At 31.0% G+C, this 20,952-nt stretch carries 15 protein-coding genes; 6 read left to right on the top strand and 9 right to left on the bottom strand.

Annotation, left to right across the window (positions count from 1 at the left end; all coding sequences use genetic code 11):
- Positions 1–35: 35 nt before the first annotated feature.
- The 4 genes from ACN0WI_RS11680 to ACN0WI_RS11665 all read right to left on the bottom strand — a co-directional run bounded on the left by ACN0WI_RS11680 (position 36) and on the right by ACN0WI_RS11665 (position 4,436).
- Positions 36–902: an MbnP family protein gene (locus ACN0WI_RS11680; RefSeq protein ID WP_417887043.1), complete on the bottom strand. Its 867-nt coding sequence runs from the start codon at positions 900–902 to the stop codon at positions 36–38.
- Positions 903–936: 34 nt separating this feature from the next.
- Entirely contained in the window at positions 937–2,925 is a 1,989-nt protein-coding gene (locus ACN0WI_RS11675; protein ID WP_417887041.1) for a TonB-dependent receptor domain-containing protein, read from the bottom strand.
- 1 nt (position 2,926) lies between these two features.
- A complete protein-coding gene (locus tag ACN0WI_RS11670; protein ID WP_417887039.1) occupies positions 2,927–3,850 on the bottom strand; it encodes a hypothetical protein in 924 nt (307 codons plus the stop codon).
- A 226-nt stretch (positions 3,851–4,076) separates the two neighbouring features.
- Complete coding sequence (locus tag ACN0WI_RS11665; RefSeq protein WP_417887037.1) at positions 4,077–4,436, bottom strand: hypothetical protein; 360 nt, start codon at positions 4,434–4,436, stop codon at positions 4,077–4,079.
- Positions 4,437–4,786: 350 nt separating this feature from the next.
- Here ACN0WI_RS11665 and ACN0WI_RS11660 point away from each other — a divergent pair, with 350 nt between their 5' ends.
- Positions 4,787–5,218: a hypothetical protein gene (locus tag ACN0WI_RS11660; protein WP_417887036.1), complete on the top strand. Its 432-nt coding sequence runs from the start codon at positions 4,787–4,789 to the stop codon at positions 5,216–5,218.
- A 219-nt stretch (positions 5,219–5,437) separates the two neighbouring features.
- On the opposite strand, the gene ACN0WI_RS11655 is transcribed toward ACN0WI_RS11660, so the two are convergent.
- Positions 5,438–6,307 carry an SDR family oxidoreductase gene (locus ACN0WI_RS11655; RefSeq protein WP_417887034.1) on the bottom strand — a complete coding sequence of 290 codons (870 nt, stop codon included), beginning with the start codon at positions 6,305–6,307 and terminating at the stop codon, positions 5,438–5,440.
- A gap of 579 nt (positions 6,308–6,886) precedes the next feature.
- Between ACN0WI_RS11655 and ACN0WI_RS11650 the strand changes: the two genes are divergently transcribed.
- Positions 6,887–9,001 (top strand): phosphatase PAP2 family protein, encoded by a 2,115-nt coding sequence (locus ACN0WI_RS11650; protein WP_417887033.1) that lies wholly within the window; start codon positions 6,887–6,889, stop codon positions 8,999–9,001.
- 161 nt (positions 9,002–9,162) lie between these two features.
- On the opposite strand, the gene ACN0WI_RS11645 is transcribed toward ACN0WI_RS11650, so the two are convergent.
- The gene (locus ACN0WI_RS11645; RefSeq protein ID WP_417887032.1) at positions 9,163–9,537 is read right to left on the bottom strand and encodes a hypothetical protein; all 375 of its coding nucleotides are present in this window, start codon (positions 9,535–9,537) and stop codon (positions 9,163–9,165) included.
- Between the two features lie 334 nt (positions 9,538–9,871).
- On the opposite strand from ACN0WI_RS11645, the gene ACN0WI_RS11640 reads away from it, so the two are divergent.
- The 4 genes from ACN0WI_RS11640 to ACN0WI_RS11625 all read left to right on the top strand — a co-directional run bounded on the left by ACN0WI_RS11640 (position 9,872) and on the right by ACN0WI_RS11625 (position 14,341).
- Entirely contained in the window at positions 9,872–10,963 is a 1,092-nt protein-coding gene (locus tag ACN0WI_RS11640) for a sensor histidine kinase (protein ID WP_417887030.1), read from the top strand.
- A gap of 9 nt (positions 10,964–10,972) precedes the next feature.
- On the top strand, positions 10,973–12,292 hold the full coding sequence (locus tag ACN0WI_RS11635; RefSeq protein WP_417887029.1) for a sigma-54-dependent transcriptional regulator: 1,320 nt from the start codon (positions 10,973–10,975) through the stop codon (positions 12,290–12,292).
- Positions 12,293–12,623: 331 nt separating this feature from the next.
- A complete protein-coding gene (locus ACN0WI_RS11630) occupies positions 12,624–13,901 on the top strand; it encodes a Glu/Leu/Phe/Val family dehydrogenase (RefSeq protein ID WP_417887028.1) in 1,278 nt (425 codons plus the stop codon).
- 11 nt (positions 13,902–13,912) lie between these two features.
- A complete protein-coding gene (locus ACN0WI_RS11625; RefSeq protein WP_417887027.1) occupies positions 13,913–14,341 on the top strand; it encodes a GreA/GreB family elongation factor in 429 nt (142 codons plus the stop codon).
- Positions 14,342–14,517: 176 nt separating this feature from the next.
- Here ACN0WI_RS11625 and ACN0WI_RS11620 read toward each other — a convergent pair whose 3' ends face one another.
- The 3 genes from ACN0WI_RS11620 to ACN0WI_RS11610 all read right to left on the bottom strand — a co-directional run bounded on the left by ACN0WI_RS11620 (position 14,518) and on the right by ACN0WI_RS11610 (position 20,943).
- Positions 14,518–16,158 (bottom strand): hypothetical protein, encoded by a 1,641-nt coding sequence (locus ACN0WI_RS11620; RefSeq protein WP_417887026.1) that lies wholly within the window; start codon positions 16,156–16,158, stop codon positions 14,518–14,520.
- A gap of 128 nt (positions 16,159–16,286) precedes the next feature.
- Positions 16,287–18,824 (bottom strand): alpha/beta hydrolase family protein, encoded by a 2,538-nt coding sequence (locus ACN0WI_RS11615; protein ID WP_417887025.1) that lies wholly within the window; start codon positions 18,822–18,824, stop codon positions 16,287–16,289.
- 70 nt (positions 18,825–18,894) lie between these two features.
- On the bottom strand, positions 18,895–20,943 hold the full coding sequence (locus tag ACN0WI_RS11610) for a TlpA family protein disulfide reductase (protein ID WP_417887024.1): 2,049 nt from the start codon (positions 20,941–20,943) through the stop codon (positions 18,895–18,897).
- Positions 20,944–20,952: the final 9 nt, after the last annotated feature.

Raw genomic sequence — 20,952 nt, 5'->3', positions numbered from 1 at the left:
AAAGCCGCCTAATTAAAATTAGGCGACTAAAAAGTTTAGTTTTGTACTGAAATAATTGAGAACATTCCTTTCGTATCAGTTTCTCCATTACCACCAAGGTTATCGACAAATTGCACCATACTATTAGCGGTATGAATGTTAGGAGTTGCATTATCCCCCATACCTGTTCCTGTTGATAGTGTAATAGTATTGGAATTTCCGCTCAATAATTTGTTAAAATCTGCTTTAATAGTAATTGTAGGCGCACTATTACCTACAACTGCGTTGGTAGGAAGATCTAATGTAATATCTCTATAGGCATCAACCCCTTGCGTATAATTACCTTCTTCTCCTTCTACTGTACTCCCGGTATGAATCGACATTTCTTTATTATCAGTGTCATAAAAGCCTTCAATTTTTGTAAAACGGTAACCGGTACCCCATTCCCACATCATTTCAGTATCGTTTGCTCCTGCGGTAGCATAAAATTTTGGGAATCTTGTTTCATCTAACGTATTAATATCACTACGTACTCCTAATCCAAATTTAATTTGTGTGTACTCAGTGGTAGGAATATCAGTTAGCTCGTAAGTAGTGGTTTCAGGTTTTGCATGATTTACAACCGTAGCTCCTTTATCCAAATCGTTCACATGGTATGGAAATTCTGTACCATCTTCTTTTATCAATCGAATGTTACTAATTACATATTTCAATTCAGAAAAATGGTGTACTTGTCCTTCTGCAGAAGTATTTACCGTTGCAGCTGTGGAAGTTGCATCTCCAAGTACAATCGTCTCATCACCAAAGGTGTTATTAAACTCTAATTGTACATTGTTTGCAACAGGCATGTCATCATCACTGCTACAAGACATAAACGCTAATGAAATAGCTAATAATAAAAGTGGTTTTTTTGATAGTTTCATTTGTAAAAATTTATTTGTTAAAGATTAATTTGAATTAAAATTTGAATTTTAAAGACGTAAAAACATTACGCCCCATTCTGGGGATATTTCCCCAATCGGCATAAGTGCTATAATATTCGTTGAATATATTTTCGGCACCTACCTCAACAACTGCTTTATAGTTGTTGATATGAAACGTATAATTTGCTGAAAGGTTCCAAATGCTGTATGATGGGGTTTGATCTTCTCCGTATTCCGGACTATAATTAATTTGTTCAAAATCGCCATTAACAGAAGTCTGAAATTCAAACTTCTGATATGAATAATGAAGAGAAGTCTGGTAACTCAATGGACGGATAAATGGTAAATTACCATCATTATCATCTTGAGCTCGTGCATAAGTAAGTGTTCCACTCCAATGTAAATCTTTCAAAATGCTATAATCTGCATTTATAGAAAAGTTGAATAAAGTGGCATAGTCTAAGGAAGTATAACCTTTTACCCCTATTGATTGGTAATTCATAGGGCTTCCCATGCTCAATACACGACCAATAATGTAATTGCGGATATAGAAATAATTGACCTTCGCCTGAAGACTCATTTTCTTATTTTTAAAACCTGCACTTGCATTTAACTCATAAGACGTTTCGTTTTCTAAATTAGGATTCCCTATATAATCATACCGGTCAAAGCTATTATAGATATAATACCCATATCCCTCAGAAACAGATGGAGCTCTTTGCCCATAACCACCACCTAACGAGAAATTAAATTGATTAAGATTTAAGGTGTATCCCCCATAAAGACTAGGTAAAAACCTTGTTTTTTCTTGGGGAGCACCTGGATGAAAAATCCAGTTAAAATCTACATATTTAGAATGATTGTAATTGACCCCTAAAGAACCTCCAAAGTTTAAACTGCTCTTTTCAGAAATATCCCATCGATTATTTAAAGAAAGTCCTGCATAACGTGTGGTCACCCATGGCCAGCTATAGGCAAACATGGTCCTCTCACTTCGGTCTTGTGGATACATACGCATTTCTGCAATCGATAAATTATTGTATGCATTTAGCTGTGCTTCTAAAGAATAATTTGCTTTATGCAAATTTACTTTTGAAACCAAACCATAAGTAGTACTCCAACCTGGCATATCCATATGCACTAAATTTTCTGGTCGGGTAGTATCATCCATATTATGCTCTACTGCATTAAAATAGACCTTGGTATCCCAAACCCTGAGCATACCTTCCTCAAAAAGCTGCTTATAAGATGCTGAGGTAATAATAGCTCTAGAAAGGGATAAATCCATAGGCAGCGCAGGGTAACCTACATCTTTTGCCATATCGAATATGGCATCTACTTTTAACGATGATAGCTCACTGGTTTTGTAGGCCAGTCCTAATGAAGTATTAAACTTTTTAAATTGAGAATGATTAACTTCATTGTTATTACCATCTGAATAATTTTCTGCTTTTCGATAAGAGATGCTTCCTTCTGCTACTAACTTATCGCTAGAATAAGCTACATTCCCAAGGTTAAAAAATTGTTTATTATTAAATTCAAAGCCGGACTGATAGTTTCCATTCCATTTTTTAGCAAGTCCAAAAGGAGTACTTTTTCTTTTTAAATCTATACTTCCGGCAACAGTTGCACCAGATTGTCCACCAGATTGTCCTGATTTCACATCTATCTTAGACAGATTATTACTTTCTACATACGAGGTTACCGGATCCATCTTATCGGTGCAAGCACCAAAAATATGCATACCGTCAATAGTTATAATTGAACGTTCTGTATTCATATTATTAAGCAAAGGCTCCCAAGCATAAGCGCCTCGTTTTATAAAACTGATATTGTCTGATGAGGCTAAATATTCATCTACAGAAACCGACATTTTCATTTCTGTTTCTAACTGCTTTTTCAGTATTTTTATTAAGTGTACTTCACCCAATAAAACCGGGATACTGTCTTTCTCTTTAGGGGTATCTTGAGCATTTGCTAGAAGCCCTATGAATAGACATATTAAAGTGAGTTGCTCCTTCATTTTAAAATAAAGTATCAATATATAATTCACCTTTTTCACCTTCTATTCCAGGAGTAAAAGCTGTAGAAACTTCGGTTCCTCTTACAACTTCACCTTCGCTATTCAGCATAATAAAATTTAAAGTCCAAGCACCAGTCATGGTATAATTAACCACCCCGTGATACAAGCCATCACTCCCTTGAGTCAAGTCTTGATTGTTTGGAGTAGAATGATTACCCATAGAAGGTTCTGGCATTCTGGGATCTAGCAACAAGGTATAACCTTCAACTGCTGAATATGAAAATTGTAACGGATCAGGAAAATCTCCCGCAGGTGTTGTTGGTTCATTGTATTTATAAATACCGGCAATCAAATCATTTTCTGCAACTTTTGGTTCTCTAGGAGCTATTAAAGCAATAACATATTCCTGATTATCTGCACCTGTAAAACTTGTCATATTCAGGTTTTTATTCAGTTGTTCTTCAACAGAAATCAGTTGATCTGTTTGATGAATTTGATTATTCTCTGTAAAACTGAAATATAATTTCCAATTCGCTAGAGAAGTGCTTTCCTTAGTAAATACAGCATAACCTACATACGCATTTTCTATCTCGTCATAAACTAAATCATAACTATGTGGACAAGAAATTGCTACATCATCACTTGTAAGAATAGGCAATAACGTAACTTCTGTACTAGTTACATGTTCATCGGTTTCAGCATCTGTAAGCTGTAAATGAATTTCATTGTATCCCTTATTAAAGGTTCCGTTTAAAGATTCAACACTAATTTTATAATCTCCAGTATTAAAGGAAAGTGCCTCCTCAAAAATATAGTCTTCAGTAACTGTTGTTCTTAATTCTGCTTCATAATCGGTTTTGTCAATAGTGCATGACAGGGTTACTGCAAATAACATTGCAGCTAACCAAAAAATATTACGCTTCATTTTTATTGAATATGAATATTAAATGGATAAGTACATGAAAGGCAGCAAAAAGTGTTACCCATAAAACACCATATCATTTCAAAAAATAACACATCGCGTTTTATAAGGGTTTTTGCTGAATGAGAGGAAACTAAATGTTAGTAGTATGAACAAAAATTCACAATAGTTTATGGAGATATTAAATATAATATCCCTCTAAAACTAAGCTCTAAAAACATGTTAGTTGTTATACAATGGGAGGTCTAAAAATAGAATCTTTCTCTAAATAAGAATAGATGTCGCTGTATTCTGAATTTATTTTTGGCTTTAAAGTATAGGTGAAAGATTGAATACCAAAATCATCTTCAATTTTCTGAAAGAACACCAAGCTTGTTTCAGTAGAAAAATGTTTTTTTTCTTTTTCATCATCGGAAGCTTTAGAGAGCTGCCTCATCAAATAACACTTACCATTACAGGCAAGCTCAGGTTTGTCTCTATTAACACAAAGCTCCGTTTTAATATAATCGTAAAAGACCACATATTCCAATACAGGAATGATTGGCTTCGCAAGCATTAAAAAGGATACGATGTATATAAACTGTTTCACGCTGCAAAAATCGTTATTTTATTTGTAAATAACAACAGCTAAGTACTTTTATAGTTATTCTCAATTAGTTACAGCTATCATTTACTAAACATTACCTGTGTTAGTATTTTTACTTTCATAACATATATTCTTTAATTGAGATTTGTATCTTCATCTTTTTAAATTATACCCGTGAAATTTAATCCACAAGATCTCTTCAATTACTTTAGAGACTGCTACCAATTAGATTATAAAGAGTTTACCATAAAAAATATTTTTTCTTCCAAATATGCCTATAAATGGTTTGTAAAAAAAAGAAGAACTACTTAACAAAAATTTACCCTTAATACCATATACCAATAAAAAAGGTTTTGGCTTTAGAGAAAGAGATGACACTCTATAATTTAGAGAAAAAACTATTTTATAGTTGCTTTTTTATTTTAGGTAAAAACGAAAACCTGTTAAGTAAAGATAATCATATTTCCACTCCTCTTCTACTCTTTCCTGCTAGCATAGAAACTTTAGACGAAGATAAATTCTTGAAAATAGAACATAAAAATTTCGAGATTAACAAGTCTGCTCTTAGCTTATTACAACTAAAAGAAGGGCTTATAGATAAAGATGAGTTTCTTTATTTACTTTCTGAACGTATTTCGAATCAAAATTTCATTGGCTTAAAAAATATAACTTGTGGTTATCCCGTAGCAGGAAGCTTATTGGATATTTTAGTTACACACCAAGGGAAAAATTATTTTATTGATTTAATTGGTTACCCAGGAAAATATCGAGAAGTTTTAGTTTAGAACGCTACAAAACCTAAGGAAGAACAGGGATTAAGATTTTACCGCTACATTATAGTTTTTGGAAAAAAGATTCACAAAAAGCTATTGACAAATTGATGGAGTTTATTTTAAATTCCTAAACTCAACGCACAATTAATAGATAATCTAAATTCTATTTTATACAAAAAGCGTCTTAAATTAATTCAAGACACTTTTTTATAATTCAACTAATAAATAGTTTTATAATGTATAACGGCCACCTGTAATTTCTATAGTTGCACCAGATTTATAACTGCTATCTTCACAAGCAAGCATTACATAAGCCGGAGCTAGCTCTGCAGGTTGTCCGGGTCTACCAAATGGCGTTTTCTTTCCAAAATTTTTAACTTTTTCGGCCGACATAGTTGCTGGGATTAGCGGTGTCCAAATAGGTCCAGACGCTACAGCATTTACCCATATACCTTTTTCTGCCCATAATTGTGCCATACTTGCAGTAAAGTTTTTAATAGCTCCTTTAGTTGCTGCATAAGGCACTAAGTTATCACTTGGCGCATATGCATTTACCGAGGTAGTATTAATAATACTGCTTCCGGGTGCTAAATGTTTTTCAGCTGCTTTACACAAATAAAATGGCGCATAAATATTGGTTTTGAATGTTTTATCCCATTCTTCTGCAGAAATATCTTGAATACTTTCTCTAGCCATTTGGAAAGCGGCATTGTTAACAATTACATCAACTTGACCATATTCTTCAATAGTTTTATCTATAATTTGCTGACAATGTTTTTCTTCTCGAATGTCCCCATCTATTGAGAAGACCTTTCCTTTTTTACTTCTGATAACTTCAGCCATTTCTTCTGCGTCTTTATGTTCATTAAGATAAGAAATTACTACTTTTGCACCTTCTATAGCAAAAGCATAGGCTACTGCTCTTCCTATTCCAGAATCACCACCGGTAATAATAACTACTTTGTCTTTTAATTTATCTGATCCTTTATAGGTATTTTCTCCATAGTCGGGTAACGGATTCATTTTAGATTCAATTCCCGGTTCTTCTTGCAATTTTGTATCGAATGAAGGTTGCGGATATTTTGTTTGTGGATCTTTCATGATTCAATTTTTTATAAAAGTAAAAGCACGAAATCTATTTACGGGTTAATAAAATCTAAATTGTATTTCATTTAATGAATTCAATAGAATTTCTAAAATGTTTTAAAAATTAAACTAAAACTCAATATTATCACTATTAATTATTGTGATCAGTAAACATTATTTCTTCTTAAAAACAGATTAAATAGTATACTAAAATACTCTTAATCAATTTTTAAGACTCAAGTAAACATCTCTAGTTTTGGTTAAAATTAGAAATATGATAAAGGAAAATTAAGCGTAGAAGCTCCTTTAAATTCCACTGAAAATTATATACTTTTTAAAGCTGAAATGGATTTAATTGTTGCATTGACCTCCTGTTCAGCAAAAGATAGTAATGGTGGAACACTTAAAGAAATAGAATACAAAATGATCTAGAAAATCAAGAATATAAAATTTCAAGCCTAATTTTAGTAATCTATATTTAATATACAAGAGCTATATTTTAAATTCTGTTAAAGGAGTTTATCTATAAATATAGTATTGTTGCGCAATAAACTAATAAGCAACTTATTTTTTCAAAAAATAGATAAATTACTAATGGGATACTATAAAATTAAATTAATAGGAACTGGTTTTAGCCTCTTTTTAAGTTTATTCAGTTGTAAAAATCAAGAACAAAAAAAGCATACTAAAAATAGTGATAATGAATTTATAGTAGCTACACCCAACGTAAATTATCCCCTCCCGCTAATCGATAATATCTCAAATAACTGCGATGATGTAAAGAAAAGAAGTATTGAAGAAAATCCTTCTGTTTATATTCTAAGAGGAATAAATGATATATGGCAAGGAACTACAGATACTTATCAAAAAAAATCGTTAGCTAATGGTCCAAACCTAAATAATTATATAGACGGAAATCCTATTAAAGATTCGGTAGTTTGGAAAAAGAACATACAATACGTGATGAAGGTTACTCAGAATAGAACAGAAGATGAAACCATTTTAGCCTTTCTAGATGATGTCCGTTCAAAATTTTACAGTGTAACTGATGGCTTTGGTCCTTTAACTGAAGTTTATATAAAAAATTCAGGTGCATATGTCGATTTACCACCGATAACGAAACTACAAGTTTTAAAAGACTCACTCTATCAAAGTGAGTATAATAATGATCAAAAATATGCGGGTTTTGAAAATAGTCCATTAGGAGCTGTTGTTAAACTAGCTCGAAGTTTTCAAAATACATGTTCTAGTACCAGTGCTCCAAAATATTTATATTCTACTCCCAGACCTTGGCGTATGAATAAAAATGGAGAGGTAAAATTTAAAGGAACTACTTACGATAGTGTTTCGCATAACCCTACTTATGAAGTTACTAATTATGCTGGCAAAAAGGAATTAAAAATTTATGATATTTATGAAAGTGAAGTCCAAGTAGTACCGGGTTTAATGAGCTCCCGTAAAAATCATAAATACATTTATAATGATGAAAATCCCACCGATAAAGACTTATATACAAATACCACCGAAAATATAAGAAGGGATAATGGTTACCCTAGCGGGCATACAAACGCAGCTGCTTTAATTTCCTTAGCTTACGCCTATGCTTTTCCAGAAAGATTTCAAGAATTAGTTTATAGAGGCTCTCAGTTAGGAGAAGATAGAATTATTGCTGGAATGCATTCTCCGGTAGATGTTATTGGAGGAAAAACAATGGCGCTAGCAACTGCTTGCGCCGCTTTAAATAATTCAGAAATTGCTAATTATGCAGAATTAGCGGTAGAAACGAGTTATACATTTTTTAAAGCCAAAGCAGATAGTTTGGATATAGATTTATACGATTATGCTCACCAAAAAATTACTAATCCTACTGGTTATAGTGCAAATGAAAACATAAATGTATCTGTTTTCAATAATAACATTTATGATAATATAGATTCTTTAAAACAAATTTTTAGATATCGATTAACCTACGGTTTTCCAAAAGATTCTACCAAAATAGATGACGAGCCAATTGTACCCAAAGGAGCTGAAGCCATCTTAAAATCTCGTTTTCCCTATTTAGATAATCAACAAAGAAGAGCGGTTTTATATACAACAGAAATTCCCTCAGGTTACAAAATAACCGATAAAACAAATGGCTGGGGTAGAATAGATTTAGTAGCGGCTGCCGATGGTTATGGAGCTTTTGTTGAAGATGTGCATGTGAACATGGATGCTTCTTTAGGTCGTTTTAATGCAAAGGATTCTTGGAAAAATAATATATCTGGAAAAGGTGGTTTAGTAAAAAGTGGCACAGGTAAACTTATTCTAACCGGTAATAATTCGTACCAGGGAAATACCGTTATCAATGAAGGTACAATAGCTACTACATCAAAAACAGCTTTAGGTATTGGTCAAGTAACAGTAAATAAAAATGGAAAGCTTGACGTTAAAGCTCCTTTAACTATAAAAAATACTTTAAAATTAAAAGGTGAAATTTCATTAGCTATTAAAGCAAATAAAGAAATTATACTTACCTGTGAAAAAGTAATTTTAGATAATGGCAAACTCAATATAACCTTCGATAAAAGTTTACAGCCTAAAAAAGGTGATAAATTCGAAATAATTCAAGGAGATAAAATTGAAGGACAGTTCAAAACAATAACTATTGAGGGATACCAATATCATTTAGAAAATAAGAATAGTACAATATCCATCATTCTCGATTAATTTAATGTGAAAAGCAAAAAACTATTCTATCGATTATATTTTATTCGAAAATAGGTGCCGGTACCAACCAACTAAGTATAGTAATAGAAAGCAATGCTATTAAAAGTACTATCAATACGTATTTTCTCCGTTCCAAAATATCTAATTTTAATTGTTTTATATTAGGTTAGGTATTTATATAATTTGTTTTTTAATTGTTGATAATACTGAATTAGAGAAAAGTATTTTTCACGATGCTGTTCATGCAATACAATATTAGACTCATCGTACTTATTCTTTCCATACTCTAATTCATTTTTCAGATTTTGCTCATACCTACATAAAGAAGCACTACAAAGAATAATTTTTCTGCGTAAATCCTGAATTTTAATTCCCAACTCATAATTATTAATCAGCTTCTTTTCGGTTTGTAATAAATAGCCAATTTCTTCATTAATCATTTCTAATATTTCACCCCAAAGTGCTATCTCTCGCATGTCCTTTTTTAAACATAATTGACGGTACGAATACACATGCTGAAAAAATGTAGTTTTCAATGATTATTTTTGATTAGTTATACACTAAATTGATTTTTTTACTGATCATTTAGAATATACCACTCAAAAGCTATTCCTACATAAATTGAAAGTAAACAGGAAAATCAAAAAATACTGAAAATCAAATATTTAAATATTTATTAATTAAATTGAATTACTTATAAAGTGGAGAAAATTGCCCCACTGAACAATATTTACTCGATAATTAACATGAGAAACTACATTATAATATATTGATTTTTAATTGTTTAAAATAATATTTTTAATTATAAATATTTAATATTAAAAATTGCCTGATTTTGGTAGGTTTACTATCATCATTTAAATTCCTAAGATGAATACAGATTTTTCACTAGAAGATCGATTAAAAGAACGGGTAAAAGAACTTTCGTGCTTATACAGTATTTCAAACGTATTCCGAAAACAAACCGGAAATATTAAAGAAGCGCTAAGTGAAGTTTGCCAAATTACAAAAAAAGCATGGCGCCATCCGGAATCTGCCATTGTTCAGTTACAATTCAATACTATATCGCTACTCACCTCTCCTATTCCTTCTTCTAAAATTGAACAACAAAGCTTTATAAACGATAGTAATGGTAATACCGGAACGATAAGCGTATTTTATAATGCTGAAGAATTTAAGCAATCCGATTTCTTAGTAGAAGAACAACAATTATTAGATCAAATAGCTATAGAAATTAGCGATTTTCTAGAACGACAAGCCATAAAAAATCGTGAAGAATTACTACGAAAAAAAGCAGAATCAAATCATCGATTATCGGTTTTAGGGGAAATAACTGCCGGTATTGCTCATGAATTAAATACTCCGCTAGGCAATATTCTAGGTTTTGCCGAATTAATTCAGTCCAGCAGCCAAGAAAACCAGACTAAAGATGATATTGAAAAAATTATTAAGGCTAGTATCTATTCTCGAGAAATAGTAAAAAAATTGATGTTTTTTGCTTGCGAAATGCCGCATAACAGAGCTTTAGTTTCAGTTAAACCTATTATCGATCAGGCCTTAGCTTTATTAGCTCCAAACCTTAAAAAAGCACAAATAGATTGTGAATTTATAATTGATAATCCTGAACTTAAGCTTCCCATAGATATGGTTCAGTTCACACAAGTCATTTTTAACCTTGTAATTAATGCCATCTATGTTTCAGAGCCCAACACAAAAATTGAAATTATCGTAAAAACCAATCATCAAGAAATGATAATGGAAGTTTACGATGAAGGTCCCGGTATTCCGCAAGAATTAAAGAAAAAAATATTCAATCCCTTTTTTAGCACCAAACCTGTTGGTGAAGGTTCCGGCTTAGGATTAAGTGTAGTACACGGAATTATTAAAGCACACCAGGGTGAAATTTGTATATTTGATAATAATCCTAAAGGAAGTATTTTCCAAATAATAATACCGTTGTAAACTATTGCTATGGCTTATAAAAAAGCAAACATTTTAATTGTTGATGATGATTATGATATGCTGGAGCTTATCCAACGTCAGCTTCAAGAACAAAACTTCCATGCTTATAAAGCTGCTAGCGTTGTAGAAGCTATCAGTATTTTAAAATATAGCAGTATTAATTTACTGATTACTGATTTAAAAATGCCTGAAGTTAATGGTATTGAACTTCTAAAATATGTAAAAGATCATTACCCTAAATTACCGAAATTAGTAATTACCGGATTTCCTTCTTTAGATGGTGCACTACAAGCTATGAAATCAGGTGCTTTAGATTATTTAACCAAACCTTTTACTAAAGAAGAACTTAAAAAAGCTATTACCAAATCACTTCCCTCGTCACTTCAACAATCGAAAACACAAGCTAAACGCACCGAAAGTATTTCTTACGCAGGTATCATAGGTAATTCTGAACCTATGGAAAAACTAATCGATTTAATTGAGCGTGTTAAAAATAACCGAGCTACCGTTTTAATACAAGGAGAAAGTGGAACAGGAAAAGAATTAATTGCCCGAGCAATACATTATAAAGGTTCGTTCGCTGCACAACCTTTTATAGCAGTAAACTGTGGTGGAATTCCTGAGGATTTATTAGAATCTGAACTTTTTGGTTACAAAAAAGGCGCTTTTACAGGCGCTAACGAAAATCGTCAAGGTTTCTTTCAAGCAGCAGCAGGCGGTACTATTTTTTTAGATGAAATAGGAAATGCACCTTTAAACGTACAAACTCGACTTTTACGAGTATTACAAGAAAAAGAAGTCCGTCGAGTTGGTGAACAAAAATCAGAAAAAATTGAAGTTAGAATTGTTGCCGCCACAAACAGCAATTTATACAAAATGGTAAAAAGCGGAAAGTTTAGAGAAGATTTATATTATCGACTAAATGTGGTTAATATAGAAACACCTTCACTTAGAGATCATAAATCAGATATTCCGCTATTAGCTGAAAATTTTCTTCGAAAATATGGTTCAGAATACGGAAAGCGAGTTAAACTTACTGAAAAAGCAACCGATTTATTACAACGTTACAATTGGCCCGGAAATGTTAGGGAATTAGAGAATATTATTCAAAGAGCAATTATTTTAAGTGATAATGAAATTACAACCGATCAATTACCCGAACATTTAAAATATTCAATTTCCACAACTAATACGCCATTAAAATCGCTATTAGAAACAGAGAAAGACTATATAAAACAAGTTTTAGCGCACACCAATCAAAATAAAAGTAAAGCTGCTGAAATTCTTCAGATAGACCGAAAAACGTTACGTAATAAACTAAAAGACTAAATTGGAGCAAGATTACCCATTTGGGGAACTTCGCCTAAGCCTCCTTAAAACTTAAAAAATAGTTTTAACTAGTAAAACACTTCATTACAACTACTTATAATTTTATTGTATTCAACATCTAATATTGGGTATAGCCTTTGACTTTAGGCTATTTAATAATGCCAATAAAAGGAGATGAATACAATTGAAGAAAAAACAAAACAACCTATAATTGCTGCTCAATTACCTCAAGATGTCATAAAAGGACTTTGCTTTAATTGTGATCATCGACATAATTGTTCTTGGAAAGAAAACCGTAAGGTGTTTTGCGAAAATTTTAAATAGTATACCAATGGAGAAAACTCAAGTGAAAAAACAATCTATGCATGCTACTGTATTGAATCAATTCAACAAAACAGCAGCTATAATGCATTTAAATGAAAATATCCGAAAAATTCTATGCATTTCTAATAATGAAATTACAGTAAATTTTCCGGTAAAAATGGACGATGGGAATGTTGAAATTTTCACCGGTTATCGCGTACAACATAATAATGCTTTAGGCCCTTACAAAGGTGGATTACGATATCACAACACTGTAGATGTAGATGCTGCTAGAGCACTTGCTATGTGGATGACATGGAAAACATCATTAGCCGGTTTACCATTTGGTGGTGCTAAAGGTGGTATAGAAATAGATCCGAGAGACTACTCTATATCAGAACTTGAACGAATAACTAGACGGTTTACCTATGCGCTAGGAGAAAATATAGGTCCCGATCACGATATTCCTGCTCCAGATGTTAATACTAATGCCCAAACTATGGCTTGGATTGCCGATACTTATATGTCTACCATCCCTTCATCCGAGCGATCTCAAAATAAGCATATTGTCACCGGAAAACCAATAGGAATTGGAGGGTTAGAAGGTAGAGACCGAGCAACTGGTTTTGGTGTATATATATCTGCTAAATTGTTTTTAGACACTAAAGGTGAAAGATTAGATGGTAAAACCTTCATTGTCCAAGGATTTGGAAATGTAGGCTATTGGGCTGCTTATTTTATGATTCAAGATGGCGCTAAATTTATTGGTGTGCAAGATGCTCATGCTTCTTTATACAAAGAAGAAGGAATAAATATAGAAGCTTTAGCGGAACATTGTAAACCAAGAAAAGGATCTATTGAAGGTTTTCCAGAAGCTGTAAATATAGATGCTACTGATTTTTTCAATATAAATTGTGACATTATAATTCCAGCAGCTCTTGGTAACCAAATAACAGCAGAAAATGCTCCAAGAATTACTGCCTCACTTATTCTAGAAGGTGCAAATGGACCAATAGATCAAGAAGGAGAAGAAATATTACTAGAAAACGGAATCACTATTATTCCAGATATCTATTGCAATTCAGGAGGAGTTATTGCTAGTTATTTTGAATGGCTTCAGAATAAAAACGGAGAGTTATGGAGCCGTAAAACGGTACTGAAAAAATTAGAAAAAAAATTAACCGAGAATTTTAAAAATATACATAACGAAGTTAATAATAGCGATTTAGATTGGCGCTCGGCAGCCTATTTAATTGCTATTTCCAGAATTGAAACTGCTTATGAACAAAGAGGAATTTTTCCTTAAAACCATGAATTATGAAATATGGAAATTTAATAATCGAAGAAAATGAATTGTATTTATTTAAGCAATTAATAAGCTGGGCTAAAAACTATAAGGACCAACAATATAAAATATCAATTTCTAAACTTTTAGAACAACTAAAACAAGCCGATATTCGAGAACACTCTGAAATGCCGAGCGATGTAGTTCGATTAAATGCATCAGTAACCATAAAAACGCCATTTCAGGTTGAACGAACCTATCAAATTGTTACCCCTGATAAAAGTGATATAAAAACAAATAAAATTTCAATTTTGGCTCCAATGGGACTTGCGCTATTAGGATATGCTGAAGGTGATACTATATTATGGGAATTCCCTGTTGGACAAAAAGAGATTAAAATTAAAAAAGTGAAGCAGCTTTTAAGTAGAATTGATACAAATATTAAATCAAAAGCATCATAAATTATTGTTCAACAGGATTAATTGCTAAATAAGCTATACCGCAAGCTTATAATATTGCTGCTTATTCAAAATTGATAAACAACTAGAACTTTAATTACTGTTTGATTTCTGCTCCGGGCATCCGACTCTTTTTTTCTTAGATTTATTTTAACATAGGATGCCCGGTTTTTTAAAAATTATTCAATTGTGAAATTTTCCTGCCATAAATTATTTTTAGTTTTACTATGAATTACTAATCGGTATTTTCCTTTTGGGAAATAAAAAGAAAAAGAATCTTGATCGGCAGCATTTACAATTACCGAATAAACCGGAATACTCTTCAGCTGATGTTCAGCAAATTCATTTTGAAAATACACCGATACCAATACTTCTGTATTAAAATTCGATAAATTTACCTCATATTTCTTCAATTTTTGATTTGAGAATAATGCTTCTTGAGAAACTTGATAATTATTCAGTATAAAATAATCAACATTATTATTCGATATTGAATCTTTAACTACAACCGAAGCCGGAAATAAAGTAATAGCATCAGCAGACTCTCCAACAAGTATGGTCTGATCTGTAGTTAAAGGATTTATACCAGATTGTTGCCGTAAATAAAAAGCCATTCGCTTTTTTCGATTTTTAACTAGTTTTTCATGAATATGTGCTAAACCCGCATACACAAAAACTTTAGCATTCTTTTTCTTTTTAAATACTTTTAAAATATTTTCGGCCTGTGCTTTTTCTCTATTTTTTGCTGAAAAATCATCGTATTTAATAATAGTAAAGCCTAATTTTTTAGCTTCTCTAATAAATTGAGCAAAAAAGGGTTCTCTAACATAATAACCGGAGGAATAAGTTAGGTAATCTTGATCTTCATTAATTTTATTATCATTATACAAAGCTTCTATCGCTAAATAGCTATACCCAGCTTCTTTTAAAGGTTGTAATAAATTGGTCGCCAATTTTCGGTGTTTTGGATACCAATGGTTTTCATTCAGCATAAAAACAGTAGTCTTTTTAGCTTCTTCAGCTAAAAACTGAATGGACTTTTCGTTTTTCCACTTTGTTTTTTCAACATCTAATAAATCCTGTAATCTTTTATTAATTTTTTGTTTACGGTTATGCTCAAAACTATTTAGTAAACTATCGTATTCCTTATTATTTTGCATAAACGAGTTTACAGTTAATAAATACTGAAGTTGAGCCCAATTATTTGCTTTGGTTTTCGGAATTGAATCATTCTTTAATTGTTCCCGAAAGTTTAAATAGTTATAAGTCTCTTTATTTTCTGAAAAAATATCGGAATAATTAAATCTCTTTGGGGTAAACAGCGGAATAATTTTATTGGTTATTGACTGTCCGTCTTTTAATACAGATTTCAATGTTGAATTTGGTAATTTAGGCTGAAGCATTACATAATACGTGTTATTTTTTAGTACTTTTTTATAAATAACACTTTGCTGTATTGTATCTGCTTTCACCAGTTGAGCCTTATTACCCGAAACTTTCTCATTACCTAATTCATTATTTTCTTTAGCAAATACATAAAATTTATAAAGTGGTGCAATGTTCGATTCTCCTACTATAAACAAATTTTGAGTTTGTAAAAAGGAAATATTTTTAAGCAATTTCCGAATGTTTTTTTTCCGAACTTCTTGCAAATCAGTAAAAATATTATCTCCAAAAAAATCAATCTCAATTCCTAAGTGATCGTTTTTAAAAGTACTGCCTTTATATGAATTGTATTTTGAAAGCGGATGATAACTCTGGCAAGATGCCAATACTAGTAATAATATAATAATGAATTGAATTTTTGATGATTTTACCATTGATGAATTTTTTATCAATATATAACTAAATATTTAGTTTAATAAAGATGTCATTAGGAAAAATAAAAAAGCAGCCTTAATTAAAGCTGCTTTCGTCTAAAAATAAAATACTAAATGCTGAAGTTTAGCTAATTCAAAAAATTAGTTGTTTTATTTTTTAGATACTTGTCAAAAAATGATTGCATCCGTAATGTCCAATCCTTTTGATTAACTTCTTTACTTAATGTATGCCCTTCTTCAGAATAATTTATTAACCAAGAAGGTTTATTATTTCGCCGTAGTGCAAAAAACAGCTGCATTCCCTGTTCAAATGGCACTGCTCTATCTTCTTTATTATGAAAAATTAAAATTGGAGTAGAAACATCTTTCACGTTAAATACAGGAGAATTTTTAATGTAATCTTCTTCATACTCAAATAATGAACCTTTCATTCTGTATTGATCTACTTCATATTTAAACATTGTAGCTATTCCATTACTCCGATAGCTTAAATAATTATTTGTAAAATTTGAAACTCCCGAACCTACAATAGCACAGGTAAAAATATCAGAATGTGTTACTAAATAAGAAGTTTCGTAGCCTCCAAAACTGTGACCTTGAATACCTATTTTGCCTTTTTCGGTTATTCCTTTTTTTATTAAATATTCAACTCCGCTAACTACTGAATTGTAGGCACTTTCTCCAGGTTTATTATATGCATAATGTACATCTGGCTGAAAAATGATATAATTTTTACTTACATAAGTTGGTATATTGATGTTGCTAGAACTCCATTCTGGCATAAGATAATGATGCAATTCGAAACTATGTTTTTCGTAAAAATGAACAATTACTGGATAAGTTTTAGATTCATCGTAATTATCTGGTAGGTAAAGAAGCCCTTGGTTTTTTTTATTTTCAAAATTTTCCCAAGAAATTAGCTTAGCATTTCCCCATTTATAATTTCTCAATAGAGAATTAACATCGGTTAGTTTTTTCTCTTTTTTAAATTTTGTATTTGCGTACCATAAATTAGGGAATGTACGATAACTCTGCTTAGTGAAAAGAAAATCACCGTTACCGGCAACCTTAGTTATATTGATGTTATAGTTTTTATTAAAAGCTAATACTTCTATTTTATTTTTTACTAAACGATACACCCCACTAGATTTAGTCTCATGATTAAATCCATTAAACAACAAGCTATCGGAATCTAAATTTTGTTTATAATCGGCACCTTGTAATCTAAGACTAACCTTATGTTTTCTGCCGTATCCATTAGTTAATGAATAAACCAATCCCTTTTTTTCTCCTTCTAAATGTACTGCCCAAAGATCGTATTTACCATAGAAAACAACTGTAGTTCCATTGTTTAACCAACCTGCAATTCCATAAGGTTTTTTGGTATTACCTATATCACTATCAAGATCTGTCAATGAATAGGGTATTTCTTTGGAAATAGTTTTAAACTGAGGTTTATCTGAACGAGCATCTAAAACTTTCCAGATTCCAGTTTTATTATCAAATAACACCGCTAAAGTCCCATTATCGTTCCAAGATGGTATTAATTTTGTATTTTCTGCTAATTTGAATTTTTCTTTTGTTTTTAGTGATATCCCGTAAATATCGTTATGCTGACCAAAGGTCCAGTCTACATCTTTGGTATATAAACTTTCATCGGTATACAAAATAACATTTCCTCCAACATGCGACGGTTTTAGAATATTATCATACGCATCCCCGTCTAAAATTTTGATTGTTTTTTTATTTAGTATATCATAAAAATAAACAGGATCATTAGGAATCTCTTTTTCACCCCTTAATTTCCATTGTCTCCTTGCCATAGCTCCTTCATCCCATTTCCAAATATCTATCGTGTTATTTTTTTTGGGTCTATTGCCGTATTTATTAAAATTTGGTTGTAGCTGTAATTGGATATATTTATCGCTACTATTTATAGAATATGGATTTCTTGAAATATTATAATCAGGGTTATTAATAGAAATTTCTTCAAAATTTAAAACTGGCTTTTTAATTCCCTCTTTAAGATTAAAATAATATAATATTTCTTCTCCATTATCATTTTTTGTAGTAAAAGATCCTTCATTATCATTTACAAGTGTAAAGTTTCCAAACTTGTCTTTTTGTTGTTGATAGAAAATTTTACTTTCTTCTTTTATTTTTCCATACTTTAAATATATTTTTTCTCCTTCTTCTTGAGAATAGAGAATAGTATTCTGCTTCAATAATTTGAAGTTTTTTATATTTTCAAGCTGTATACTATCATTGGTTTTTAAATTATAAAAAACTAATGTTTGGCTACCTTCACCTCCTCCTGAAGTTGATGGCTTAAATTTCGTATAAAACAAATAATTTGTACTCTGTAAATTTTGAGTAAATGCTGTAACCTTCCAAGGACGTTTCTCGTTAGTCTTTAAATTATATAGTAATGTTTCTTGTTGTGTTGTATATTTTACCCAATCTCCAGTTCCTAAAAATTCAAAATCATAAATTCCATTTAACTTTTTTTCTCTCTTAGTATTTGTATTAACAATCGATAAATCAGAGCTATTTTCTAGAAACGGATCTTGATAAACAGTCCGGTAAGCTATCCAACTACCATTATCCGAAATTTTTTCATCTTCAATTCGTTTCCAACTTCTGTAAGCAGTGCTATCTACCTCCATTTTTTGAGAAAAAAGAGATTGTAAACTAAGCAATAATATAGAAATTATAATAACTTTTCTTTGCATGAATTTATTCATTTTCAAGAAGATAAATTATATTGTTAATTTCATCGGTAAGCTCACTAGGGTTTCCACTGTATCCTTCTGAAGTATATCGGATTTGTCCGTTTTTAATTATTACCTTTCTTGGAATTCCGCTGGAACTAAACAGCGTTGAAAATTTCGAAAATGTAACATTATTTGGTCCATTCTGGCTTTTAATATCAAATAAAAGTAGTGAATCTGAATATGAATTGTTTTTAAAATACTCCACAGCCTTCTCTTTATAATTTGAAGTATTTTCTGAAGTATTTACAAAGTAAAACTGTACATTTTGGTTTTCACTATAACTTTCACTTAATCTATGCATTGCTGGAAACGATTTTTTACAAGGAGCGCACCAATTTGCCCAGAAATCTAAAATGATTATTTGATCTTTTTTACCCATTATAGTTTTTGAATTTCCTGAAGCATCTTCAAAAACTAAACTTGGTGATTTTACGAAAATTAAATCTTCAGTAGTTAGTTCATTTTTATTTGCTGATTTTAATGCTGCTAAATATTCATTAAAATCTGAATTAACATGTGCTTCTTTATTATATTCATCTTCCAGCAATTTGGTAAGATGTGGCGTTAAAGCATTAAATTTTGCAGCTTCCTCTAATACCGGTTTTATATCTTTATTAAGCTGCTGCAAAAGACTTACGTAAAGTTCATTTAAATCTGAATCGGTATATCGTTGATTTGTAGATAATGTACTAAAGGCTTCTAATGCTTCTCGATATTTCCCTAAATCATTTAAGATTTTAATATGTACTTTTAATTTTCTATCTAACTCATTATTTGCATTTTCTGTCGCTTGATTAGGAGACCAATATAAGCCAGACATATAAGAAAGATCATTATTTTTTTTTCTTAATTCAGCAATCATTGGTGTCGATAGCTTTAATAGATTTTCTGTAGATACACTTTTAAAATGATATGCTTTAGAAACTGTAAAATGATAGCTATCGTTAATACTTACAAAATTCATTGCCGGAAGCAAATCAATTGCTTTATCAAACTCTTTTTTTACAAAAAAATGTTCAAAAAGAACTGAATAAACTTTATTATAGATAAAATACTGGCTTTTAGGCACCGAATTATCATTAGGAAAATCTTTTAAAAACTGAACTAACTTATTAAATCTATTCGCCTCATCTCCTAACTGATTTGCCGTCATAAATGCTTGAGATCGCATTTCGATACCTTTAGGATAACGATTTGCAATTACTTGATGAAGAGAATCAGAAACCTTAGTATTCTTCAACTCAAATTGATAAATATTTTTTAACGTAATTAATTGGCTTTCGGAAAGATCTTTAAAATCATTTAAAAAATTATCTAATATTTTATTAGCAATTTTAGCAAATTTTTCAGGTTTTCGAACTTTTAAGATATTGATATACGTATCTATAAATTTCGGTAGATTCCCCGGATTATCCTTCACTTCCTTTTTAAGCCAAAACTCAGTGGCTTCATTCGACGCAGAAAATTCTTTAAAATAATTTCCAAAATTACTATTAAAGTTTTTGTTACGGAATGTTCCCCATGCTAAACTACTACCAGGCATTCTACGATATTCAGAAGATACTGGCGTATACATATATCCATTATCAGTATTAGTATCGGTTACTATTCCGTTTTCGGTATTTGTATAGAATTTAAAAGCTAAAAATGCACAATCTTTAGGAATTTTAAAGCTACAATTCCACGCTCCTTTATCTTTTTCTATATTAACATCTTTGATATGCCATTTGAAGTCTTGATAGGTATAAGCAAGCCCATTGATGTTTTGCTTATTTTTTAAATCGCCTTTTGGGAAATATCTAAAGTGCAACGTTTTTCCTGCTATTACCGGTAATGTAATACCCGGTAAAAGAGTATCTTTTTTAGTTTTATTTGGAGCTGCTAAATTTATAGTTTTACTCTGTTGCTGATTACCCGTATTAGTTTGGGCTTTACAGTTAATTGTTGACAAACTAAAAAATAGTACTACCAAAATAATTGGTAGTACTTTTAATTTTTTTTCTAATTTCATAAATAGATT

It is taken from the genome of Zunongwangia sp., from assembly GCF_048269745.1.
Taxonomy (GTDB): Bacteria; Bacteroidota; Bacteroidia; order Flavobacteriales; family Flavobacteriaceae; genus Zunongwangia.
Note: the sequence above shows the minus strand (reverse complement) of the source record. Positions and strands in the feature narration are given on the sequence as shown.